The following is a 22,884-nucleotide window of genomic DNA, read 5'->3' as shown; positions in this document are numbered from 1 at the left end:
AAGCGGTCAAACTTACATCCCTTTTACTCGAAGAAAAAATCTTCATTCTGAAAAAAGCTTTTTACTGCAATAAATTTCATTACAATAAATAGAACAACCGATGGAAAATCAGGAGTGGTTACCTGTATGCCATCGGTTGTAAGAGACAACTTATGAAAGAAGACGAGTTTAAACCCCTCTTCTAACTTGGCAGCTTCTTGCCTGCTCGAAAATGGTTTCAATCATGGAGTGACTTAGCAAGACTTCTTATATTCAACTGATCAAGTATCGGGATTAGTCTCCACTCGAAATCGTCCTGCTGTATATTTCTTTTTTGTTTATCATTCCGTTCAAATTAAAAGACTTATTCGTTCTCCAATTCATAATCTTTCAAAGCATCTTGACACTGTTAATCAGCACTAAAAAAACCACCAATTGACCGAAGAAGTAACATAAACCAGTTTTCTTTCTCCACTGTTCGCTCAGTGATTAAATCAACCGTTCTTAATTGTACGACGCTTTGCCCTTTGACTACGTAAGTAAATGTCGCCGTTCCAGCTTTTGTACCAGCTACCACAGGGGCAGCGAGCCCACCAGGAACTAAATTGACTGTAGCAATAGGTTGGGTAGATACATCTGATTTCGGGAGAATAAAATAAACATCATCTTTTGTTACTATCTGAACATTTTTTTCTTTCCCACCCTTGACAGGAGATGTTTCCATCCCAGTGACTAAACTCCCAGCAGGAATTACTTGGTTCATTGTAAAGTGATTGAATCCATAGTCTAATACCTTTGCCGTCTCTTCGAAGCGGCTCCCCATCGATGGAGTCCCCATGACAACACTGATTAAACGCATACCATTGCGCTCTGCAGTTCCGGTAAAGCAATAGCCTGCGCTTTCGGTATATCCTGTCTTGAGCCCATCCAAGCCCTCATAAGCATAACTCGGAATAGCTTTGTTAGTCTCTAGCATCCGGTTTGAATTGACAATTGGATCTTTATCGGACTTACGCATCTTGTAAACAGGAATGGCTGTGACATCAGCATAATCTGGTTCATCTTGAATAAGGTTTTTCGCCAATGTGGCCGCGTCTTTTGCTGACATCAGCGTTTCTCCCATTTCATCAGGGAGAAAGCCTTCTGGCATGTCAGCGCGGCTCAGTCCGGTAGCATTGATAAAATGGGTTTTAGTCAGTTCCATGCGTTTGGCTTCCTCATTCATAAGTGTTACAAAGTTCTGTTCTGTGCCCGATACATGCTCAGAAAGAGCAATGGCAGCATCATTCGCGGATCCCACTGCCATTGCGGTGTACAGTTCTTTTACCGTATGCTGATCTCCTTCTGCAAGAAATGCACGGGTACCTATGCTTTTAGATGCATGATCGGTGACTGTAACGATGTCATCCCAGGATAGTTCTCCTGTTCTAACTTTTTTGGCAACAATGTACTCTGTCATCATTTTGACCATACTTGCCGGCGCAAAGCCCTGATCGGCGTTGATGGACAATAGAACATCTCCTGTAGTTTGTTCAATAAGAATGGCGGATTTAACATTAAGATGCAATGATTCCACAGTCGGTATGTCAGACATCCCCGATGAGTTAAGTGTTCCTTGGTTCGTGGCTGAAACTGCGAGCGGTAACACAAATATTGCCAGTATACAAACGACGATTACTGTGATTAATGGTTTGAATATTCTAAAAATCAATGTTCTCTATCCTCATCTCTGATCATTGGACGCTCCAAATCGATGTGTCCCATTAAGCTTTCTTTATGTTCTCCATCAACCAAAAGTTCAATAGAACTCACCTCACCAAATTATAGAACTGAATGATTTAATGTCAACCTTATTTTTTTTCTAGTCTTAAGAAATTCTTTTGAAATTACTAAAACAATCTTTTTTAAATGGTTTGTTTGCATGCTTCTAAGGCTTGGGCTAAAACGTGCAAATCCCTTTACATCAATTTATTCGACAATGGCACAATGTTCTTGTCTTTCTCGGCTAAGGAACCAAGTTCTTGTCCTTGGCTTTGGCTTTGGACAAGAACTTGGTTCCGAAAAACAAAAAAAGCCGCTTTGTAAGCGACTTTGAATGGAACACCACTAAATTGTGTAACTTCCTCGGGCTGAACCCATATGACTCATGATCATTTCGGCAGCCCGCTTGTAACCGCCAGCCTGGCGTAAAGATTCACCGATGAGGTAAGCCTGCCGTTTATAAAGTGAATTGTGCAGGACTTCTGTTACCGCCTCTCTCAAATCAATTGCACTGAGGTTATGTTTATTCAAAGTAATACCCGCACCCAACTCCTGTACCCGATCTGCAACAAGAGGCTGATCTGACGTTAATGGGATCATCACCATCGGAACGTTGTAATATAGCGCCTCACTCGTGCTGTTCATTCCAGCATGTGTAATAAAAACATCTGTATGCTGCAGCATGTCCAACTGTGCAATGTATGGCTTGACGATAAAATTAGGAGGAATTTGTTCCGTCAGCGGATCCATATCCGTGTATTTCCCTGAAGATAGAACAACATTCACGGGTAGATCCCCTAATGCTTCAAAGCAAAGCTGATAGAAACCCAAGTTCTTATTTAAAATCGTACCCATGGCAATGTACACGGTTTGAGGGTACCGTTCACGAAGCAGCTCGAACGCGAAGGCCGGAGCATCTTGACGTGTTATGATCGAAGGACCAGTGAAAATAAAACGATCATCCAGCTTTTCTGCCTGCGGCTGAAAATAACGGCTGGTGTACACGAGCTTTAACTGACCTGCATGTGCCGGAATCTTTTCCATGGCTGGAATACTCACTTGAAACTCTTCGGATAACTCAGTTGTTATCTTCATCGTAGTCTCATAAAGCTCCTTCGTCTCCGTCTCATTAAGGTCTGATCCAGACCCGAGAGGCTCTACAAAAGCAAAGGAGGCAATCGAACACACCGCGGGAATTCCCAGTTTTTCTGAAAGAATAGTCCCTCCCCATCCCATCAGGGAATCAAAGATTATATAGTCAAACTTTTGATTCTCTATTACTCGCAGCACATTGGGGATGATCCTCCGAATGATACCGCTTACCATCATATAAATGAACTGATAAGAATGCTTGTACTCCTGGGGTTTCAACACCGGATCATGAGAGAAGGCATCTTGTGGAAATGGATAGGTAAGTATCTGGGCACCGGTTTGTTCAATTCGGGAACGATACTCCTCCGTGCATACATAGATGACTTCCTCACCATTGTTCGTCAACTGAGTAACTAATCCTAACGACGGATTCACATGTCCTTCAGCTGGAGTAATGACTACTAATACACGTGCCATCTTATCCACCTCCCTATGCAATTTGTCCCCCCGTTCTTCGTGATGTATTTAACGACGCGGCCGTCATCCGTTACATGGAAATGTTGTCCTTCACCTGGCTGATCGGATGATGTTCTTGATGAACGAGTTTGTTAATTCGTAGTGCTGCCAAGAAACTTAACAAGACTAATAGTAATTGCAGTGTTAACACGATCAAAACGCCTGTCGATATGCCCCATTGTAAAGTTTCGGACAAGGCAATCAGAGCGCCACCAACTCCAATGCTTACTCCCATATAGAAGGAATCCACAAATTGCAGATTCGCGGACATTTCTCCCTCTTTCCTGGGCATGGCATGTTGTAAAGCAATGGCTGCAGTAGTAGGGTTGGCCAATCCAACACCGAACCCTGTAATCATTTGCGAGAGAAGGATGAGTATAATTCCACCGTCCGTCAAAATAAGAGCCAGGATCACGAGTACAGTTCCAGCGATCATAATCCCAATGCCGGTCATGACTCTGCCCTTTCGGGCAAGACCTTGATCTCGTGCATCAAGCTTGGCTTGCAACCACGCTGCGGCGGACCAGCTCAGAGAACCTGCTGCTACAAGAAGGCCAGCAAGGTCAGCTGATAACCCCTTCACTTCGGTTAGTGCCAAGATCACAAAACTTTCCGTTGTAAAATAACAAGCAACATATAGCCCTCTGGAAACCAAAGTAGCAGGCAATCCTTTTTTCACCGAAAAAGTGCCCACAGGCAGCAGTTTACGCATTGGTGGGATCATGACGACTATTCCACCCAAAGTGAGTACTATGCCTTTCCAATCGGTTATCATACCAAGTCCTGTGAGTAACAGCCCCGTTCCAACGGCAAGTAGAATCGCATAAATAATCTTCGAGTCGGTTGCTCGCGCTGGACCTGTCAGATCTTGCCGAAGCTGCAAATCACGGAAAGAGCGGAATGTAAGACTGAGCGCCAATCCAATTAAAGGTAGAACGATCCAGAAAACATATCGCCACGAGATATAGGAAGCAATAAGGCCTGCTACATAAGGCCCGATCAAGGAAGGCAGTACAAATGCCATGGAGAATGCGGCCAGGATTTGAGTACGAAGTGCATCTGGATAATGCAATGTCACACAGGTATAAACGCATGTGATCAGGGCCCCCGCTCCAAAACCTTGAAGGGCTCTTCCGGCAATAAGCATGTGCATATCGATAGAAATAGCGGAGACCACAGTTCCTAGCACAAAAACACTAAAAGATACCAGCATGGATGTAAAAACACCGCGCTTGTCAACCTGCTGACCCATAACCAAGGTTCCAATAAGCTGAGATAACAAAAATGCGCTGAAGATCCAACCGTATAAATGAATGCCCTCTAAACTTTGTGCCATTTTCGCGGCAATAGTCGTGATAGCCAGCCCTTCGAAAGCTACGGTTGCTAGAACCAGCATAATACCAATTGTAGGCGCCCTGTACTGAGCATCAAAAATCCCAATCTGATTGTTGGTTGTCATCCACACCTCCGTAAGTTGATGGTTATTATGGTAAATTAAACCTCTTATCATTCTGAATATACATTAAGCATTCTACTTTGTAAAGTTAAATGTTTAAAAAGTGGAGTCGTGCTCAAGAATATGATCCACATATTCAATAGGAGATTTTGCTTGAAAATATGCCATTTTCATTACAGTCAATTTGGAGAAGTTCATCCTGTAAGATCCAGGCATCTGTTTTTTCAACAAAGAAATGAAATCCTTCAATGGATTGAACCAATGCGGGATCGATCGGTGTAGCACTCGCATTTATGCCAATCGTAAAAGCATCTGAGCCTCCTCCGATATATTTTTCATAAATCCTTACATATTGTCCCTCTTCCAATTCCCATTCATTCTTAAATGAATTTTATTCATGGTGAATCCGCCTAGCATTCCACTTTCTTCATAGTCAATCTCAAGACCATCAATATAGGGTATAAGATAAACCACTACATCCCCCTTCATCAACGCCTACTCTAAGTGATCATCTTCATTCCTCCGTATGGCGTACAAAGGGGGTTTCGGAGCAATGTATTCTAATGTGTCCCTTCGCTTTTTAGCCAGTAGAAAAAGTTTAAATACGCAATAACAGAACTCTCACCAATCCTAGTGATTTGATGATGATAATATTCGGTGAGAGGTATAAATGGTTGCTTTTCATGATCAAATACGATGAGTCGGTACTTACTAACTGTCCCCACTGGACAGTATTGAGGAAAATAGCTCCCCATATTCTCCCTTAAATAACCGTTCAAAGACAATAAAAAAAAGGCCACTCCCGATAACAAAAATGGGACGCGCCAATATCATGTGACACATGATATGAGAATACAGCTCTTGTATAGCATCGTCAATCAAACTTGTAACTAAAGAATAATCGGAAATGATAAGCGAAAAACACAATCCAAATACTCATTTGCAGGGGCATGGAGGAATTGATGCGAACACAGGATTATAACGATATCTCCGTCACGCAGATCATTAACGTGTCCGGCGTGGGTAGAGCCACCTTTTATCGTTTGTTTGACGATAAATCGGATGTCGTGCTGTACCAGATGGAATCGGTATTCAATGAATTAATCCGGCGTATGGGCCCCAGTACCGATCCCAATGTGGTAGTTAAATCTTTATTTGATCTCTGTCTTTACCACAAACTGCTCTTTTTATCCTTGGTAAAAGCAAATCTGTATGGGGAGTTTCAAACCCAGCTAGCCTTTGTAATGGGTGAAAAACTGAAATTCATTAAAGAAGAGTATACATATTTTCGAGTTCAGTAATCGTTTTGCCTGCTATTGTAGTAGGAATGGCCTGTTCACCAAGACCTGATCCCTTACATTTTGGGCAAGTAATTGAGACTTCCTTAATTCCCCATAAATTGATTTCTTTATCCGCAGAATGATGTCGGATGTTTTTGCTAGTCCAATGCTTCTGCATATCATGAAAAAAAACGACTGCCCCGACAAATCCACTTTTCCGGCAGCCATATTTAAACAATAACAATGACTCATCTGATAATGTACCGATCGTGCTGTTTACGTCTATATTATGCAGTTGGCAGAATTTTTTGAAATTTCCTCTATGATGTCTGTGCTTTATCAAAAAACCATCGAAAATGTTTTTGATCGGCATGTCTGTTTTAATAATTGCATCTTCGTCAATTTCATGATAACTTCCACTACCTAAACATTTTACACACATGCATTTAGGAGAGTTTTTCTGAAAAAATTCCATAGAAAGAGGTAAACCATCATATTAGATTGACGAATAATGCGCTGTTCAACTGCTACTGTAGGAGACAAGCCGGTTATACTATCAAAATGGGAAACAGAATCCACCATAAATTGGGTTCCCGAAAATAAGAGATAACGATGCTTGCCCTCCTCATATAATGTATCGAATGCAAGACTTGTTTTACCGCTGCCCGATACTCCTGTAATGACAGTAAGCTTGTTTCGCGGGATTCGTATATCAATATCCTTTAAATTATGTATTCGTGCACCTTTTATTTCAATAAATTCATTCATGACACCCTCCATTTTGATAAGATGATAGAATGAGCATTAGGCATGAATAACGCAGAACATTTTGGATATCAGATCGGGAGCTTTTATACGGTTGGTTTTTTGAATAATCATTCATGCATGATCACCCTATCAGGTACTATTTTAAAAACAGCCTCTCTGGACACAAAAAAACGGTACATGACTGTACCGATCATTGACTCACTCAATCTATGTCAATATACTAAGCGTCTCTAAGTCCAGCACCAGAAGAAATCGTCACGATCCCACGCAGCCTTTCCGCGATTATACTTTGATATTGAAATTATATCCCCGTTTATGGCCTTACTACGACGGCAATTCTTCTTATTCAGCACGCTCAGCTCATCAAAAACTATTGACATGGCTCTGCAAAAAACGTTAAACGTGAAGTTAAATGACCCGGTAATCAATGACTCATCATCAAAAATATATAGCTTGGTATAAGGTCTCCCTGGCCATACAATTTTGCGCCAGCCTGCAGGAGTTGCTCCAACCCAAGAATGCTGCTGGCGGACACCATTAAAGCGAACACCATCAAACAACCATACTTAGTAGCCGATTAGTATCCGTTAAGCTTTCCGGTTAATCCAAACCATTCAGCAAATGCTGCCTGCAGGCCGCTCGCGCCTAGCTGCGCTCGAATATCAGCTGCTGTACCTTCAAGCTCAATTTGACCTCCTCGTAGCAAAGCAATGCGATCTGCCAGAGCTTCGGCTACATGAAGCTGGTGCGTGGAGAAGATAACGGTCTGACCGCTCGCGGCGGTTTCTTTAACCATACGTACAAAAGATTCGATCCAGTAAGGATCAAGTCCATTCGTAGGTTCATCCATTAGAACGACAGGTGGCTTTGCCAGCAAAGCCTGCGCAAACAATATACGCTGCCTCATTCCTTTAGAGAAGCTGGAGACTGATTTTTTTCCCGTATCCTCAAGACCAACTTCTTGCAGAAGCTCCTTTACTCTCCTCTGTGGTACCCCACGAAGCGCGGCCCAGAAGGCGAGTGTTTCAAATGCGGTCAACCCCTGACTAAAGCGAAAATCATCAGGCATATAGCCAATAAGGTCCGCATAACGCTTACGATTATTTTTCCACTGTAAACCGCCAACCGTAATCTTGCCACTGTCAGGATGCGAAATGCCCGCAATCATTCTCAGAATCGTGCTCTTGCCTGCACCGTTCCCACCGCATAATGCGACAATTTGGCCTTCTTCTATTTGTAGATTAAGCCCTTCTATAATCACTTGCTTCTTCATCTTTTTTGTAATCCCATCTAGCCTAACCATCGGTTTAGCCACGCAAGCGCCTCCTCTCCCATATGAGTTGTGCAGCTGCCATTACACTGCCAATCCATATCAGTGCAACTGCTACAAAATCAAAGTTGCCGCTAGGCCGTCTGATCCATGTAATCCATTCATAATATTCAGGACCTAGAATTGCTCCCCCTCCAAGCTTTACAACTGTAAATAGACGGGACAGCTCCGCTGGATTAAGAAAGGTAAGCAGCGTCACCGTAGGTTTGATCATGGGGTAAGGCATGAAGCCAAGCACTGCAATAAGCAGCGGAGGCCAGCCAATAATCGCAAAAAACCAGATCGCTACGGCAATCGTTAATGCCTGCCAACGGTTTTTCGCTAGCGTACCTATTAACAGAGCGATCGCTAGAAAAAATAAGGCCACGCTGCTGGAAAAAGCCAGCAGCTGCAAGTAAGTAAGCAGTCCAAAGCCAGAGCCTGCAGCAAAACCTAGAGCACCTGCCAACCCGAAGCCTATCGAAACAATAACAAGCAGCACAATCGCGAGCCCGATATATTTGCCGAGGATAAAGGACCATGTGCTTAATGGATAGACGGATAACAGCTCCCAGCTCCCGTCCTCCTTCTCGGCAGTCAAGGAAAAAGAGCCCAGCAGCAATGCCATTAGTGGCAATAAGTATAAAATTAAATTAAGCGTCGTTCCCGTGATGCCCGAATAGCCTTGTACGTAGCCCTGCGCATTGATGAGGAGCAGACACAGCATAAATATAGCAAACAGTCCCATGAAGGAATAGGCCCACGGATTGCGAAACCCTAGCCTTACTTCCCTTATTGCAATGTGCGCGGTCTGAATCACGAGTCCTTCCCTTCTGTTCCATGACCCATTTCCATCTCTTCTTTACTATCATCGGAGTGCATGCTTTCGTTGTGCATCTCCATATTTTCCATGTCCATCATATCGCGGTTCACTTCCCACTTATGATCCTTTAGATCAGCTGAGCTAAGCAATTCGCCCTTACCTTGTTCAGCGATATAGGCTTGTGCGGAAGCTTGGTTCTCGAAGGCGATAACGCCGTAGGCCATTGGGGTCACATATTCCGCGTCGTAAGCATAATAGGCATTTTCATATTTGAGCCAGTTTCCGCTGTTATGGTCTCTTACAAACTCAGCCCCTACCGTCTCCGTTCCATTCTGAACCTTCCAATCATTCATACAGCCAATGTCATCAAATTTCAAGGATTGTCCATCCTTCGTAATGATTTGCGTAGCATAGGGGTCGTCTTTTACGGCCATGTTACAAATGACACATATATCGGTTTCTTCATTAATCTCCTGCGGCTTATATTCCTTTGCTCCACAGGCACTCGTTAGCAGTACGATAACCATTATCAAAAGCATTGCGTTAAATGACTTCATTTTCATCTTTTTCTTACCCCCATATAAATGAATAACATAGATAGACAAAGCAATAAGACGCCTATGATAGCGGAGTGCTGCAAGGTCTGCTTGGATATAACTAAGCGAGCATTTTCCGTTGGCTCCATCAAAGGAGAAGCATCTGATGCCCATTGCTCTTTTTGTGACTGGTAAAGCCCTTCAAGAAAGACCATACCTGGAGACTGAAAGAAAAGCTGAAAGCCTGGCTTTGCTTTCACAAGACTTTGGAAAAAAGGATTAATCGCGTAAGAAATCTCGCTTTTTCCATCTCCGTCCAGATCAATGCCTTGAAAAGTATCCCAATAGTTTCCATCGAGTGTATTATTGACACTGTTCCTAGACGCAGCACTTGCCACATTGCCAATAAACTGATTTCCGCTCATGGTATTGTTTTCAGCATCTAGCAACTGGAGGCCAATAAAGTTTCCAACGATGCTATTGTTTGTAATACGGTTGAGTGTTGATTGCTCCACGTATAACCCAACCCGGTTTCCCTCCAGATGATTATCGAAAACCATTATTTCATGTGCGTCAAACAAAAGGATTCCCTGTGAGTTTACATTCTCACTTTGTTTCGTGAATTGATTATTAGAAAGCTCAACCTTACGGGCCGCCATAACCATAGCTCCGGTAATATTCAACCTCCCGATGTTATGGCGTATAATCGTTCCCTTTGTATACATGCAGTGCACGCCATAACGCAGCCGCTCAAAATGATTTTCTTCAACCAAATTGTTGTCGCTGTTCTCCATATAAATGCCATCATGCATAGCGATGACGGTATTTCCATAAAACATATTGTTATCCGAGTCATACAGATCCATTCCGTTTCCCTTGTCGGACATCTTGATTGACCGCTTAGCCCCCTTCCCTGCCCATACAATACTCGTATTTCGCACTTCACCATAATCAGCCTTCCTCATCTTAATGCCGAAGGAGCCCGTATGGATATGCAACTGATCCAATAACACGCCGTCTGCCTGAATCAGCACAGTTGGCTGCTGCTTAACCTGTTCATCACGAATTGTGATTCTTGTTAACGCCACATCATTAGCAATAATTTGAATAGCGGGTTTATTAGAAGGATTGTTTATTGTGACCTCTTCCCCTGACTTCGCCTCCAATTGAAGGGGCTTGTCAATCACTATGGGGCCCTCATATATTCCTTGCGGCAGAATAATCGTAGTGCCTGGCTGTGCCTCATTAATGAGGGACTGCAAATCTTTGGCCTGTTTCTCTGCTTTTATGGAAGGCGTTATGTAAATAAAGGACAAAACACCCAATAGGACCAGCAATATGGATTTTTGAACGTTCTTCATTGAACCACAACCTGCTTCTTTTTCGTTAAATGAATATCCTCGGTATATTCGCAATTTTTCACCTACCCGCCATAATTTCTTATTTGTATTTTAACAAAAATAGGATTTTTTCCGTATGCCTCAAAAGGGCTATGAGGAACATGCACCATTCATTCTAATTCGTAAAGCTTGCGATATCGCATATTTCCCCTCATAAGCTGCTCATGCGTGCCTCGCATGCTGATCCTGCCTTGATCCATAAAAATCACTTCATCCATCTCTTCCATGCCACTGAGATGATGGGTGACCCAAACGACCGTTTTTCCATGCAGAACGCGGAAAACAGTCCGCATAAGCTCGCGCTCATTTTTTGGATCAAGCCCAACAGTAGGTTCATCCAGAAGTACAATCGGGTGGTTTTGCAATAAGATACGTGCGAGCGCGATTCTTTGCTTTTCACCGCCTGAAAAACGAAGCCCTGTTTCTTCCATCCTTGTATGGTATCCGTCTGGCAGAGACTCAATCAGCTCATTCAAACGCACCTGCTCGGTAACCAAACGCACCTCCTCATCGCTAGCTTCCGGGCGGCCAAGTCTTATATTATTAGCAACAGAAGTATCAAACAGATACGGATTCTGATTTAATACGGAGAACGAATTCGAATTTCCGGCTTCGGCATTTACAGGAATACCGTTCACCTTAACACTGCCCCTATCAGGCTGTAATTCTCCTTGAATCAGATTCAATAATGTCGACTTGCCGGAGCCACTGCGTCCTAAAATTGCGATTTTTCCTCCTTGAGGAAGCTGTAAAGAAATATCATTTACGGCCCATTCCCGTGAATGAGAATAACGAAAGCTTACTCCCTGTAGGTCAAGCAGCCCTGCTTTCGGCAACAAACTTGAGGGCTTAGGGGCAGGGGAATATGTGAAAATGCGACCATCCGTGGCATTTGCATTTTCTATAGCCTGCAGACGCTTAAGTGAAGTCTGGTATTCCGGCAATTGGACTACGGCCCCTGCTGCACGTACCATAGCCTCTAGAAGCGGAAAGGCAATAAGCGCCAGTGCGGCTATCCACGTCACTGGAATCGTTCCTTCATCTGCTAGCCGTCCTGCCCATAGCGTCATAACCATAACCGCAGCACCTATACCGCACTGAGAAATCCAGTTTACCCGCCATTCGCTGCGGCGAAGCGAGTTCTCTATCCGCGAAGAGGATTCCTGCTTTTTGAAAAAGGATTGCAGAAACGGCTGAATTCGGCCGCTTAGAATCCAGTCGGACATGCCGAACATTGCATCCGTCAGCTCCTGATAAGCTTCACTACGGACTTGCTTTGCTCTGCGCCTTCTCCCCATCGATGCCATCAAAGCAATGAAGGGTACTAGAAATAGTAAAAAGCCGCAATATAGTGCCATCATAAGGGAGAGCATACGATCCAGACGTCCCAATGCGGCTACTCCTGCAGCATAAATGAGGATAGAAGATAAGGCGGGAAGCAGGAATTTTAAATAAACGTTCTGGAGCTTTTCAATGTCCTCTGCAAGCAGCCCTAGTAAATCTCCTGTGCGAAACCGGGTTTGGAGCTGCAGCGCCTGCGGCTCCAAGACGCGATACAATCGAACACGCATGCGTGATAATACGCGAAGTGCCGCATCATGACCAGTCAGTCTCTCCATATATTGAATAATAGCCTTGCCAAAGCCAAAGGTGCGTACAAGCACAATCGGCACATACACCATCAAAATATTTTCAGGTCTTAATGCCGAGCGTGAGATCAGATAGCCCGAAGTGAACAGCAGTGCACCTGCACAGCCAAGTGCCAAAGCACCGAGTAAAAGTGCGGCTGTGAAGGTCCAAACATGCTGTCTCAGATAAGGCAGCAGCCATCCGATTTGTCGATGGTCATTCCCCTTCATAGCCACCCTCCCCCGAGCCTTGCAAGATCAAATTATAATAGACGCCTTGCTGCTCCATTAACTGCTCATGTGTTCCACTTTCTGCAAGGCGACCCTGCTCCAGTACTAGGATAAATTCCATTTCTGGCATCCAGTGCAGACGGTGTGTAGCCATAAACACCTTTCTTCCTTGCAAAACAGTTAACATCATCTGCTTTAGTTCGTATTCGGTCTCAATGTCAAGATGGGCCGTTGGCTCATCGAGTAAAATGACGGGACGGCTGCTCAGAAGCGCACGGGCCAGTGCAACACGTTGTGCCTGCCCCCCACTTAGCACTCTTCCACCCTCTCCAATTTTCGAATCGCTTCCCATCTGAAGCTGATCGACCAAAGAACGCAGCCCAACTGCGTCTATCGCCCTCTCAACCTGTTCCTGTGTGGCATCTGGAGCATAGAACCTGACATTATCAGTGAGCGATTGACTGAACAGGTGGGGATGCTGCGGAATATAGGCCACTTGGCGTCGCCATTCTTCTCTGACGGTTCCGGTCATCCGTACGTTGTTCACCCGAAACTCACCGCGATCCGGTTCAATGAACCCGCTCAGCAAGCCAAGAAGTGTCGTTTTCCCTGCCCCGCTGGCACCAACAATGCCAATTCGGGTAACATTTTGCGGAAGCTGCACGGACACCTTCTTCAGCAGAAAAGTCCCTGCATCGCCCGCAACCTCGATGCCAGAAAGCTCCATAGCCAGCTCTCCTTTTTGCTCTGCTAGCATAGAAGGAGGTTTGTCTTCCTGCCCTGCTTCAAATTGTTTTTTAGAGCTAACAATGGAGCGAATCGTGCCCCAGGCTTCTTTGCCATCGAGAGAAGCATGGTAATCCGTACCCAGCAGCTTGACGGGCGTGAAATATTCGGGTGCGATTAAGAGCACGGCCAGCGCAACCTCGAGTCCGAGATTTCCATTTACCAAACGAATGCCCAAGCCTACTGCGACAAAAGCAACCGATAACATACTGAAGAAATCAAGGGCAAAAGACGAAAGAAATGCCACACGCAGCGTTCGCATAGTCGATACCCTGTATTGATTGCTGACATTTCCGACCGACTCGCTATGTGCTCTGCTCCGTTTCAGAAAGCGCAGCGTCAGCATGCCCCGCAAGGAATCTGTGAAATGATGCGACAGCATCCGATGAGTTCGCCATTGCTTGTCAGCCTGCTTCCTTGCCGCGAACCCGAGCAGAATGAAAAAACCGATCAGTATCGGAAGCGTACACATCAGAATGATTCCCGATATCATGTCCAGCCTATATACCCACAGCAAAAGTAGAACCGTAACACAGAGCATATCAATCGTACGGGCAATCGACAGCTCCAAATACGTACGAAAACGATCCACTCCATCCAACACCAGCGTAACCAGTCGCCCGCTCCCCTGCTTCGCTGCAAAACTCGGACCATGCCCGAATATCGCCACAAGCAGCTGCTGCCGAATGGCTTCAGCTGTTTTTTCTGCGAAGCCGCCGGAAAGCCGTCGCTGAAGCCAGACGAAAGTTTGGCGAGCGACGAAGCTTATCAAAAACAGGAGCAACGGCTGAGTTGCTTGATCAATCGGCTTATTTTCAAATAACAACGTAATGGCTTTGGCTAAAAAGGTGGCTTGACCTATAATAGCTGCTCCTTGAAGAAGGGAAAGCACAATCAGCAGCATATGCAGCTGGATTCCTTTTAATTGAAACCATGACCTGTCCATTAATATTCCAAATGCTCCTTCTCGTTGACACGTTTATGGAAGACAAAGTAGCTCCAGGCTTGGTAAGCCAGAACAAGGGGAAGGAGCGTAGCTGCCACAATCGTCATTGCTTTTAATGTATAAGCACTGGAAGCGGCGTTATAAAGCGTCAGATCAAACGCTGTATGAATTGAGCTGACCATGAATCGAGGGAAAAGTCCAACAAAAAACGATCCAAATGTCAACAATATCAACAGCCCCGACATGCAGAAGGCTCTGCCTTCCTGTCCCCGCTTCAGGAACCATCCGGAAAGCAACACCGCAAGGACTCCGATCATGACAAATACCAGCAATAAGCCCCCACGGCGTTCAAATAAATCAGTGACGGAATAGGTCCATACCACAAGCACAGCCAACAAAACAGCTTGCACGGGTAAAAATTTAGCCGCCATATGGCGGGAACGCTCTCTCAGCTCTCCCATTGTCCGCAGAGAAATGAAGGTAAGGCCATGCAGCAAGCACAAACCGACAATCGTAATGCCTGCCCACAAGCTGTAGCTGTTCACAACGTCGGCGAATCCAGATCGCATCTCCATGTCTTGTCCTATGGGCAGCCCCTTGAGTAACCCAGCAAACATAACACCGAATAACAGCGGAGGAACACTGCTTCCAATCAGAATGGCTATATCCCATGTTTTCCTCCACCACGAATGGTCCACCTTGCCGCGAAACTCAAATGCGACACCTCTTAAGATCAGTGCTATCAAAATAAGCGTAAACAGGACATAATAGCCGCTGAACATCGTAGCATACCAATGCGGAAAAGCAGCAAACATAGCCCCGGCGGCCGTGATTAGCCATACCTCATTTGCATCCCAGAAAGGACCGATGGTATTGATAAGCACTCTTTTCTGCCTATCATTGCGACTAAGCAAGCCCGTTGCCATACCAACACCAAAGTCAAAGCCCTCAAGAAAGAAAAAGCCTGTAAATAATACGGCAATTAACAAAAACCACAAATCACTAAGCGACATCGTCAGACCCCTTCCTTGAATTGATATGGATCTTGCAGGGCGATTTCTGGCTCATGGGCTGCATACGGCCCTTTGCGAGCTTCGCGAACAAACAGAAAAGCCAGAACACCCAATAAAATGACATAAAGTACGGTAAACAAAATGAAGGAAAACAGCACTTCCCCCGCGCTCGTCGTCGTAGAGACGGAATCCTTCGTTTGCAGAAGTCCAAATACCGTCCACGGCTGACGGCCTACCTCTGTCATAATCCAGCCGGAGGTATTCGCGATAAACGGCAGAGCGATTGCAAACATCATCACGCGCATAAACAGCTTATTTGACTGTTCAAGCTTTTTGCGCACCGCAAGATAAGCTCCATACAGTCCTAATAAAATCATGGCACTGCCGCAAGCGATCATAATTCGAAAGCTCCAGAAGGTTGTGCGTACAGGCGGGATATAATTTCCGGGTCCATACTCAGCCTCATAACGAGCTTGCAGCTCTTTCATTCCAATAACCGAGCCTGAGAACTGGCTGTAAGAGAGATAGCTGAGAAGGTAAGGCACTTTCAGCTCAAATGAATTCTCCTGTTTATCCGGATCAATGCCTGCAATAACGGTCCAAGGTGCGGGATCGCTGCTCGTTTCCCATAAGCCTTCGCTTGCAGCCATCTTCATAGGCTGTGTCTCCACCAAAAATTGAGCCTGACCATGGCCGAATAATGCAATGGCTATGGACGATACAAAGGCGACGATGATGCTTAAAGTAAAGGAGGGCTTAAAGAACGCCATATCCTTTTTACGAAGCAGCTTCCATGCGCTGATTCCTGCAATCAAAAATGCGCCTGTTGCAAAGGCTGCAAACAGCGTGTGCGGAAACTCCCAAAGCACCTGTTCGTTCGTTACAAGCGCCCAGAAATCGACCATTTCTGCCCGGCCATTATTCAAAGTAAATCCGACGGGACGCTGCATAAATGAATTCGCCGTCAAAATCCAGAATGCCGATAACATCGTTCCAATGGATACCAGCCACATGCAGGCGAGATGGACGCCCTTGGATAAGCGATCCGAGCCGAATACCCATAGTCCAATAAAGGTAGATTCCAGAAAAAAAGCTAGAAGCGCTTCAATGGCTAGAGGAGTCCCAAACACATCTCCAACAAACCGTGAAAAGTCAGACCAGTTCATCCCGAATTGAAATTCCTGCAAAATACCAGTAACGACGCCAACAGCAAAGTTGATCAACAGAAAATGCGCCCAAAACTTCGTCATCTTCTTGTACAATTCTTTTTTTGTAATGACATACATCGTTTCCATGATAGCCACAAGCAAAGACAAACCTATGGATATGGGGACAAAGACAAAATGAAGGATCGTTGTCGTTGCAAACTGAAGGCGTGCTAATTCTACTACGTCCATCTAGGTGGTTACCTCTTTTCTGCATGTTATGTACTGAAAAAAGTATGTGATTTTCTTCACTCACTTTCAGATAATCATCATTATAGATCATCATTGATGTTTTTGTATGGCCCCATTGAGCGGCTACGTGTGACAATGCTGTCACGAAAAAGCGGCTACTTTGTGAAAAAAGGCACAATATTGACTATCGTGTGACATTTGTTCTTTATGATTGTGAAAATAGCTCCTACGAGTCATTAAGTTGCAACATGCTTTACTTATATAATGAATGAGTACGAAGAAGGGAGAACGAGACATGCTGTATTGGTTTATTTTAGGAGGATTATTTTTAGGTGGCGGCGCTTACGTTATGCTCAACGGAGCGAAGCTTGTACAGGAGGACAATGAGCTGCAAAATAGCATCGTTCCTCATCCAGTCGTAAGTGATAAGGATAATCAGGTATGATAACAAAAAAACGCAGCCCCCTTCTTATCGCAGTCATTATTTTCGTGGCGGCCTTGGTCGCTTATCTTGTGTATACGTTTCAAGGAGGAAGCAGCAAGCTTCCTGTATTGAGAGAAGCCCCAGCCTTCACCCTTCAGGAGCTGGACGGCACAGCCTATAATCTGAGCGACAGTTTGGGAAAAGTAATGCTGATCGAATTTATGTTCACAAGCTGTCCGGATATTTGCCCTGCAACGACATATAATATGGTGCTGCTGCAGGATGAATTGAAGAAACAGGGCCGTTTTGGAGAAAATGTACAATTCGCAGCCATAACCTTTGACCCTAATTCGGATACACCGGAGGTTTTTGCAGCTTATGCCGAGCGTATGGGTATTGATCGGTCAGGCTGGAAGCTGCTGCGTGGAGACGAGGCCTATACGATTGAGAAAGCAAGAGAATATGGGATTGCGATTCAAAAGCTGAAAGATGACCAGTTCGTACATACGGTAACCTCCCTCATGCTGCTGGATGCCAATCATCAAATTCGCAAGGTCTATCGCATGGGTGAAGAAATGGATAACTCCGCTATTTTGAAAGACATTAATGCTCTCCTTAAAGAAAAATAATCCGTTAAAATGACATTGAAAAATTTAATTGAGCTCCTCCCAACCAGCTATTCCGACTTAGGATGGCTGGTTTTTATTATCTTCTTCTGCTTCGCGTATTGTTCATTAGTTCGTTACATTTTATCGATTTTTAGCTATATCGAGGCATATTACTTCATATTCGTAAAGAGCATAATGATGCAAGATAGTCAGCTAATATAACCTTGCTGATTCAACTCATTGCTTAATGGAGGGTCGCTACCTTGAAACAAAAGAAAAGTGTTATTCTCGTTATTAGTCAGGAAAAACATACCCAAGCTCAATTGAATTCCTTTTTTTTGAAAGAGGGCTATCCTACAGACACCACGTCTCATGTGAAAAATGCTTGGCTTAAACCAGATCGCAATCATTATGGTTTAATCATTATTGACCATGCGGAAACCGGCTTGAGTAATATTCAATCATGCATCGCCATCAGGAAAAGATTACAAACCCCCATTATGTTAATTACAGAGAATGGCAAGGAAGACCAGCGATTAGCTGGCTTTGAAGCAGGAGCCGATGATTGTTTAGAAAAGCCATTTTCCTATAAAGAAATGATATGGCGAACCAAAGCTATTCTTAGAAGAAGCACTGTTCAAGCCCTGAAAGCAACAAGCAGAACGAATTATCCAACTATACAGTTAAGTAGACTCACCATTAATCCATCTGCTCACCGTATTGTAGTAGATGGCACGGAAATCCACCTGTCTCTAAAAGAATTCGATCTACTCTATTATCTTGCGCTTCATGCAGATATCGTTCACACGCGTGCTCATCTTCTTGGTATCGTATGGAGACAGTCTGAAGTAAACGATTACCGAACGGTAGACACACATATCAAACGTCTTCGCGAAAAGCTGACCCCCCTTTCACCGGATATAGGAGCCATGATCAAAACGGTGCGAGGGGTAGGCTACATATTTAGCAAGGCAGGCCTAGTATGATGAAGATTGAATTAGGAACAAAACAAAAACGGCAGCGCTGCATCATTACAGCGCTGCCGTTTTTATCTAGGCTTTTGCTCCGACAACCATTTGGAAACACTTTGAATATCCTCTGCCGAAATGTTTTTTTCAAACTTGGGCATTCCATTTTTGCCGTTTGTAACAATGTCAACGATTTCCTCTTCCGTTAATCGACTTCCAATGCTCTGGAGACTGGGCCCTCTTCTACCTTGAAGATCAGTACCATGGCAGGACATGCATTTCTTCTTGTATATGATTTCTGGAGCGCCATTTTGGACACTCATTTCTTCTGTACTGTTATGATTCGTTGCAGCGTCAGCTCCTGAACCTCCGCATGCCGATATTACCAACACACCTAGAAGGACGCCTACTACAAAACCGTTCTTAAGCTTACTATTCATATAACTCCCTCCTTCCTCATTCCGTTCACATGCTATCATAACCATTCCCCAGCTATTAAAATGAACGACGAAATGGTTGTAAACGACGGAGCGCTACTCGTGTTTTCGAGCAGTTCCAGGCATAGGGATGATTGTCTACAATAAGAACGCGTACTTGTTGATTGGTCATTTAAGCTACACCTGCCTCCCGCTGTATTACTTCAAGTACGGTTCTTTCCGATTCTCGTCTCATTTGGAGTTCCCATCCCAACTCTATTGTCCGTTTCTCTAAAAATTTCAAGCCATAACTGCCTTCCTTGAGCAACGGATCATCGGTAAAGCCTAATCCATTGTCTGAAATACGACATGTCCAGCCGTATTCTGTTGATTCTAAGCGAATCCGAATATGATTGACTTCCTTCGCATGCTTTCGAATATTAAGCAATCCTTCTCTAATAAATGCGTATAATGCTATTTTTTCCTTATCCGTTAAATTAATTTCTGATATTGGCCAACTATATTCGGTGTTTATATCTGAATCGAAATGCAGCTCATTAATTAAGTTGCTAATGGAATCATTCCAAGGTTCAATGGCTACCTCAGGCGGATATTTTAAATGGGAAATGGACTGACGAACGTATTCGTTGACCTCCCGTACCGTATTTTTAATAGACAGCAGCTTCTCGTCTTGTTCCATAATTGGTTTAAGCTGCTCGAGCTGAACAGAAACTAGAAATAAGGACTGGGCAACGCCATCATGAAGTTCTTTAGCCAGCTTTTCACGCTCCTGAAGCGCCATTTGTATCAGCCTTGCTTGCTGCAGTTCCTCTTGAATCGCTTCTAAAATTGTAAAAAGCCGCGTGATCAGCAGCAGAGTGACTACAAATACAATTAACGGTGAAATCCAATTCCCCGCATCCATGGATATATAGGGCAATAAATATTCATGCCGAACATACTCCCATACCCAAATGGTTAGAGTAGGTATAATTAAAATTAACCATTTAATTTGTTTATACAGTGCGAATATCCCCCTTTGAGATTGACAATAGAACTTTTAAGCATATGTCTATTGTCGCTTATTTCTACTTCTTAACACATGACTCATAAGAGCTAATTGTTTAACAAAATTCTCAGCTTTGTAACCATGTCATTGGCATATGGTGGCTATATCCCTGTAGCCAAATCAATGGGCTATAAGCTCGCAGGAGAATTTGGACCAGCAGAAGTGACGCCAACACAAGGTGCAGGAAACGCCAAATTGGCGGATAGCAAGCTAGTTGAAATTCGAAATTTTCCAGAAACAGAAACTCAAGCTTTAGTAGCGCTTATTAGACAAAACGCTGAGAAGCTGGGATTGAAGTTAAGCAAGTAGTAAACAAAAGCAGGGGCAAATCCATCACGGATTATGCCCCTGCTTTTGTTTACTTAGAATTAGTCCACCTTCTAAATCGGTTATCATGTTGCTTGCTTGTAAAAGAGGTGAATGCGAATCCGCATCAAGAGTCACTATAAATCCACATTAAAAAATTCAGTTAATTAGACTTCTTCACCATCGGCTTCCGCTGCGAGCACGCGCATGCCTGCTTCCAGCGTCCGAATAATGCGGCTCGTATCATAAACACAACCTTTCCAGGTTCCGCCGCTGGCAGACTGCAGCGCGGCCCAAAGACGGGTATCGTCCGGTAGCTCCGGGTCCTCCGCAAGAGAGGGATGCGGCGGTCTAGTGGAAAGGATCGCTGCCCCTGCCTCCGGCGTATCCGGCAGCTCGCCGCAGCCGACCATATCGATCGAGCCCTCTAACTTGCGCGTGTCGATGCGGATGTCTACCCAGTCCCCGTCTCGCAGGCGCCCGACGGGACCACCTGCCAGCGCTTCCGGACCGATATGTCCGATGCAGGCGCCGGTCGACACGCCGGAGAACCTGGCGTCGGTCAGGAGCGACACCTGCTTGCCGAATGTCAGATGCTTCAGCGCCGACGTCAACTGGTAGGTCTCCTCCATCCCGGTTCCTGCCGGGCCGCGGCCGATCAGAGCCAATATGTCGCCAGCGAATATGCCGCCTGTCTTGATTGCGCGGATCGCATCGCGCTCGGTCGTGTACACCTTTACCCGTCCAACATGCCGGAATACACCCTCGACGTCAAGAACCGACGGGTCGATGGCTGTCGACTTAATGACGGAGCCTTCCGGCGCGATATTTCCGGACGGGAACGTAACGGTCGGCGTCAAGCCAGCGGTCCGCGCCCGATCGGGGCTGTATATGACCGTATCCGGGTCGATCCCTTCCCGCTCAGCAAGATAGTTTCGCATACTCTTCCGCCGCTCGGACGTCTCCCACCAGTCCAGCGTTTCGTTCAGTGTGACACCGCTCGCGGTGAGCACGCTTACATCCAGCACGCCGAGCCGCCGGAGATGCAGCATCACCTCCGGTACTCCCCCGGCAAGAAACACACGGACTGTCGGATGAGGAACAGGCCCATTCGGCAGTACACTGACCAGTCGAGGAACGTTGCGGTTGATTGTCGCCCAGTCCCCGGCGTTCGGCACCGTGAGACCTGCTGCATGAGCAATCGCAGGAATGTGCAGCAGCAGGTTCGTGGAGCCACCGAAAGCCGCATGAACAACCATAGCGTTACGGATAGACGCGTCCGTCAGCAGGTCACCAAGTGTGAGGCCCCTGCTTGCAAGCGCCATAGCCGCACGGGCAGATTGGCGCGCCATCTCCGTCCAGACCGGTTGGCCTGACGGGGCCAACGCGGCGTGAGGCACAGTCATTCCTAGTGCCTCTGCCACGACCTGCGCCGTTCCCGCCGTTCCGAGGAACTGGCAGCCGCCGCCCGGCGTCGCGCAGGCTCGGCAGCCAAGATCGGCAGCTTCCTCCAACGACAGCTCGCCGTTCGCGTATCGGGCGCCAATCGTCTGGATTTTGCCAGCATCCTCGCCATTCGTCGGCGGCAGCGTAACGCCGCCCGGCACAATAACGCCAGGCAGACTTTTCATTCCGGCAAGCGCCAACATCATCGCAGGCAGGCCCTTGTCGCACGTCGCAACGCCCACAACGGCCGCTCGGTTAGGCAGCGAACGGATCAGTCGGCGCATGACCATTGCTGCGTCGTTGCGGTAAGGCAGTGAATCAAACATGCCCGGCGTGCCCTGCGAGCGTCCGTCGCACGGATCACTAACATGAGCGGCGAACGGGATACCACCCATGTCGGCAATCTCTTTCGCCGCCGCTTTCATTAACAGGCCGATCTCCCAGTGGCCGGTGTGGTAGCCAAGCGCGGCAGGTGTGCCGTCCTCATTGCGGATACCGCCAAGCGTGCCCAAAATTAGAACCTCCCTGCCCTGCAAGCGATCCGTCTGCCATCCCATGCCGACGTTCTGGCTCCAGCCGAACAGATTGCCGCTAGGCTCGTTCAGAAGAAGCTCCGGGGTCAGCGGGAGCTTGCCAGGCGGCCCAGCCGCATGTGTGGTCACCTCGAAATAATCCGCTCCGTCTGGTCCCATAACGTTTTTCAACAGATCCTCCATCGCGCGTATC

Annotated in this window: 22 protein-coding genes and 1 pseudogene; 5 read left to right on the top strand and 18 right to left on the bottom strand. The window is 45.8% G+C overall.

Annotation, left to right across the window (positions count from 1 at the left end; all coding sequences use genetic code 11):
• Positions 1-388: 388 nt before the first annotated feature.
• The 5 genes and pseudogenes from MHB80_RS14485 to MHB80_RS14465 form a co-directional block, all read right to left on the bottom strand.
• Positions 389-1,690, bottom strand: coding sequence for a D-alanyl-D-alanine carboxypeptidase family protein (locus MHB80_RS14485; protein WP_341282779.1), 1,302 nt, complete (start codon positions 1,688-1,690; stop codon positions 389-391).
• Positions 1,691-2,085: 395 nt separating this feature from the next.
• On the bottom strand, positions 2,086-3,309 hold the full coding sequence (locus MHB80_RS14480) for a macrolide family glycosyltransferase (RefSeq protein WP_341282778.1): 1,224 nt from the start codon (positions 3,307-3,309) through the stop codon (positions 2,086-2,088).
• A 70-nt stretch (positions 3,310-3,379) separates the two neighbouring features.
• Positions 3,380-4,807: an MFS transporter gene (locus tag MHB80_RS14475; protein ID WP_341282777.1), complete on the bottom strand. Its 1,428-nt coding sequence runs from the start codon at positions 4,805-4,807 to the stop codon at positions 3,380-3,382.
• Positions 4,808-4,940: 133 nt separating this feature from the next.
• On the bottom strand, positions 4,941-5,171 hold the full coding sequence (locus MHB80_RS14470) for a Fe-S cluster assembly protein HesB (RefSeq protein WP_341282776.1): 231 nt from the start codon (positions 5,169-5,171) through the stop codon (positions 4,941-4,943).
• A 29-nt stretch (positions 5,172-5,200) separates the two neighbouring features.
• A pseudogene (locus MHB80_RS14465) lies at positions 5,201-5,309 on the bottom strand (iron-sulfur cluster assembly accessory protein); the annotation flags it as partial.
• A 454-nt stretch (positions 5,310-5,763) separates the two neighbouring features.
• Here MHB80_RS14465 and MHB80_RS14460 point away from each other — a divergent pair.
• Complete coding sequence (locus tag MHB80_RS14460) at positions 5,764-6,105, top strand: TetR/AcrR family transcriptional regulator (protein WP_341282775.1); 342 nt, start codon at positions 5,764-5,766, stop codon at positions 6,103-6,105.
• Here the strand turns inward: MHB80_RS14460 and MHB80_RS14455 are convergent.
• From MHB80_RS14455 to MHB80_RS14410, 10 genes are all read right to left on the bottom strand, one after another.
• Positions 6,071-6,559, bottom strand: coding sequence for a hypothetical protein (locus tag MHB80_RS14455; RefSeq protein WP_341282774.1), 489 nt, complete (start codon positions 6,557-6,559; stop codon positions 6,071-6,073). The two genes, MHB80_RS14460 and MHB80_RS14455, sit on opposite strands and share 35 nt — an antisense overlap.
• Entirely contained in the window at positions 6,517-6,852 is a 336-nt protein-coding gene (locus MHB80_RS14450) for a hypothetical protein (RefSeq protein WP_341282773.1), read from the bottom strand. Before MHB80_RS14450 ends, MHB80_RS14455 begins: the two co-directional genes overlap by 43 nt.
• 577 nt (positions 6,853-7,429) lie before the next feature.
• Positions 7,430-8,167 (bottom strand): ABC transporter ATP-binding protein, encoded by a 738-nt coding sequence (locus MHB80_RS14445; protein WP_341282772.1) that lies wholly within the window; start codon positions 8,165-8,167, stop codon positions 7,430-7,432.
• Positions 8,160-8,981 (bottom strand): ABC transporter permease subunit, encoded by an 822-nt coding sequence (locus MHB80_RS14440; RefSeq protein ID WP_341282771.1) that lies wholly within the window; start codon positions 8,979-8,981, stop codon positions 8,160-8,162. The genes MHB80_RS14445 and MHB80_RS14440 overlap by 8 nt, the downstream gene beginning before the upstream one ends.
• Positions 8,978-9,547: a nitrous oxide reductase accessory protein NosL gene (locus MHB80_RS14435; protein ID WP_341282770.1), complete on the bottom strand. Its 570-nt coding sequence runs from the start codon at positions 9,545-9,547 to the stop codon at positions 8,978-8,980. The genes MHB80_RS14440 and MHB80_RS14435 overlap by 4 nt, the downstream gene beginning before the upstream one ends.
• Positions 9,544-10,881: a NosD domain-containing protein gene (locus MHB80_RS14430; RefSeq protein WP_341282769.1), complete on the bottom strand. Its 1,338-nt coding sequence runs from the start codon at positions 10,879-10,881 to the stop codon at positions 9,544-9,546. The genes MHB80_RS14435 and MHB80_RS14430 overlap by 4 nt, the downstream gene beginning before the upstream one ends.
• 149 nt (positions 10,882-11,030) lie before the next feature.
• Positions 11,031-12,779: a thiol reductant ABC exporter subunit CydC gene (cydC, locus tag MHB80_RS14425; protein WP_341282768.1), complete on the bottom strand. Its 1,749-nt coding sequence runs from the start codon at positions 12,777-12,779 to the stop codon at positions 11,031-11,033.
• Positions 12,766-14,511 (bottom strand): thiol reductant ABC exporter subunit CydD, encoded by a 1,746-nt coding sequence (gene cydD, locus MHB80_RS14420; RefSeq protein ID WP_341282767.1) that lies wholly within the window; start codon positions 14,509-14,511, stop codon positions 12,766-12,768. The genes cydC and cydD overlap by 14 nt, the downstream gene beginning before the upstream one ends.
• Positions 14,511-15,524 (bottom strand): cytochrome d ubiquinol oxidase subunit II, encoded by a 1,014-nt coding sequence (cydB, locus tag MHB80_RS14415; protein WP_341282766.1) that lies wholly within the window; start codon positions 15,522-15,524, stop codon positions 14,511-14,513. Before cydB ends, cydD begins: the two co-directional genes overlap by 1 nt.
• A gap of 2 nt (positions 15,525-15,526) precedes the next feature.
• The gene (locus MHB80_RS14410; RefSeq protein WP_341282765.1) at positions 15,527-16,921 is read right to left on the bottom strand and encodes a cytochrome ubiquinol oxidase subunit I; all 1,395 of its coding nucleotides are present in this window, start codon (positions 16,919-16,921) and stop codon (positions 15,527-15,529) included.
• A gap of 295 nt (positions 16,922-17,216) precedes the next feature.
• On the opposite strand from MHB80_RS14410, the gene MHB80_RS14405 reads away from it, so the two are divergent.
• From MHB80_RS14405 to MHB80_RS14395, 3 genes are all read left to right on the top strand, one after another.
• Entirely contained in the window at positions 17,217-17,366 is a 150-nt protein-coding gene (locus MHB80_RS14405) for a hypothetical protein (RefSeq protein ID WP_341282764.1), read from the top strand.
• Positions 17,363-17,974 carry an SCO family protein gene (locus tag MHB80_RS14400; protein WP_341282763.1) on the top strand — a complete coding sequence of 204 codons (612 nt, stop codon included), beginning with the start codon at positions 17,363-17,365 and terminating at the stop codon, positions 17,972-17,974. Before MHB80_RS14405 ends, MHB80_RS14400 begins: the two co-directional genes overlap by 4 nt.
• A 242-nt stretch (positions 17,975-18,216) precedes the next feature.
• Complete coding sequence (locus tag MHB80_RS14395) at positions 18,217-18,939, top strand: response regulator transcription factor (protein ID WP_341282762.1); 723 nt, start codon at positions 18,217-18,219, stop codon at positions 18,937-18,939.
• A 62-nt stretch (positions 18,940-19,001) separates the two neighbouring features.
• Here the strand turns inward: MHB80_RS14395 and MHB80_RS14390 are convergent, their stop codons facing one another.
• Complete coding sequence (locus MHB80_RS14390; protein WP_341282761.1) at positions 19,002-19,361, bottom strand: cytochrome c; 360 nt, start codon at positions 19,359-19,361, stop codon at positions 19,002-19,004.
• Between the two features lie 169 nt (positions 19,362-19,530).
• Positions 19,531-20,262 (bottom strand): histidine kinase, encoded by a 732-nt coding sequence (locus MHB80_RS14385; protein WP_341282760.1) that lies wholly within the window; start codon positions 20,260-20,262, stop codon positions 19,531-19,533.
• A 195-nt stretch (positions 20,263-20,457) separates the two neighbouring features.
• Between MHB80_RS14385 and MHB80_RS14380 the strand changes: the two genes are divergently transcribed.
• Entirely contained in the window at positions 20,458-20,715 is a 258-nt protein-coding gene (locus tag MHB80_RS14380) for a hypothetical protein (RefSeq protein WP_341282759.1), read from the top strand.
• Between the two features lie 164 nt (positions 20,716-20,879).
• On the opposite strand, the gene MHB80_RS14375 is transcribed toward MHB80_RS14380, so the two are convergent.
• Positions 20,880-22,874, bottom strand: a complete 1,995-nt coding sequence (locus MHB80_RS14375) for a YjhG/YagF family D-xylonate dehydratase (protein WP_341282758.1) — start codon at positions 22,872-22,874, stop codon at positions 20,880-20,882.
• Positions 22,875-22,884: the final 10 nt, after the last annotated feature.

Origin of the sequence: Paenibacillus sp. FSL H8-0537, assembly GCF_038051995.1 — a bacterium.
In the GTDB taxonomy this organism is placed as follows: Bacteria; Bacillota; Bacilli; order Paenibacillales; family Paenibacillaceae; genus Pristimantibacillus.
The sequence above is the reverse complement of the archived record's forward strand: the minus strand, read 5'-3'. Positions and strand labels throughout refer to the sequence as shown.

Excerpts from the sequence above, each read along its gene's own strand:
- MHB80_RS14480 (WP_341282778.1), bottom strand. The coding sequence starts at position 3,309 with ATGGCACGTGTATTAGTAGTCATTACTCCAGCTGAAGGACATGTGAAT.
- MHB80_RS14475 (WP_341282777.1), bottom strand. The coding sequence starts at position 4,807 with ATGACAACCAACAATCAGATTGGGATTTTTGATGCTCAGTACAGGGCG.
- MHB80_RS14455 (WP_341282774.1), bottom strand. The coding sequence starts at position 6,559 with ATGGAATTTTTTCAGAAAAACTCTCCTAAATGCATGTGTGTAAAATGT.
- MHB80_RS14450 (WP_341282773.1), bottom strand. The coding sequence starts at position 6,852 with ATGAATGAATTTATTGAAATAAAAGGTGCACGAATACATAATTTAAAG.
- MHB80_RS14435 (WP_341282770.1), bottom strand. The coding sequence starts at position 9,547 with ATGAAAATGAAGTCATTTAACGCAATGCTTTTGATAATGGTTATCGTA.
- MHB80_RS14430 (WP_341282769.1), bottom strand. The coding sequence starts at position 10,881 with ATGAAGAACGTTCAAAAATCCATATTGCTGGTCCTATTGGGTGTTTTG.
- cydC (WP_341282768.1), bottom strand. The coding sequence starts at position 12,779 with ATGAAGGGGAATGACCATCGACAAATCGGATGGCTGCTGCCTTATCTG.
- cydD (WP_341282767.1), bottom strand. The coding sequence starts at position 14,511 with ATGGACAGGTCATGGTTTCAATTAAAAGGAATCCAGCTGCATATGCTG.
- cydB (WP_341282766.1), bottom strand. The coding sequence starts at position 15,524 with ATGTCGCTTAGTGATTTGTGGTTTTTGTTAATTGCCGTATTATTTACA.
- MHB80_RS14410 (WP_341282765.1), bottom strand. The coding sequence starts at position 16,921 with ATGGACGTAGTAGAATTAGCACGCCTTCAGTTTGCAACGACAACGATC.
- MHB80_RS14405 (WP_341282764.1), top strand. The coding sequence starts at position 17,217 with ATGCTGTATTGGTTTATTTTAGGAGGATTATTTTTAGGTGGCGGCGCT.
- MHB80_RS14400 (WP_341282763.1), top strand. The coding sequence starts at position 17,363 with ATGATAACAAAAAAACGCAGCCCCCTTCTTATCGCAGTCATTATTTTC.
- MHB80_RS14390 (WP_341282761.1), bottom strand. The coding sequence starts at position 19,361 with ATGAATAGTAAGCTTAAGAACGGTTTTGTAGTAGGCGTCCTTCTAGGT.
- MHB80_RS14385 (WP_341282760.1), bottom strand. The coding sequence starts at position 20,262 with ATGGATGCGGGGAATTGGATTTCACCGTTAATTGTATTTGTAGTCACT.
- MHB80_RS14375 (WP_341282758.1), bottom strand. The coding sequence starts at position 22,874 with ATGGAGGATCTGTTGAAAAACGTTATGGGACCAGACGGAGCGGATTAT.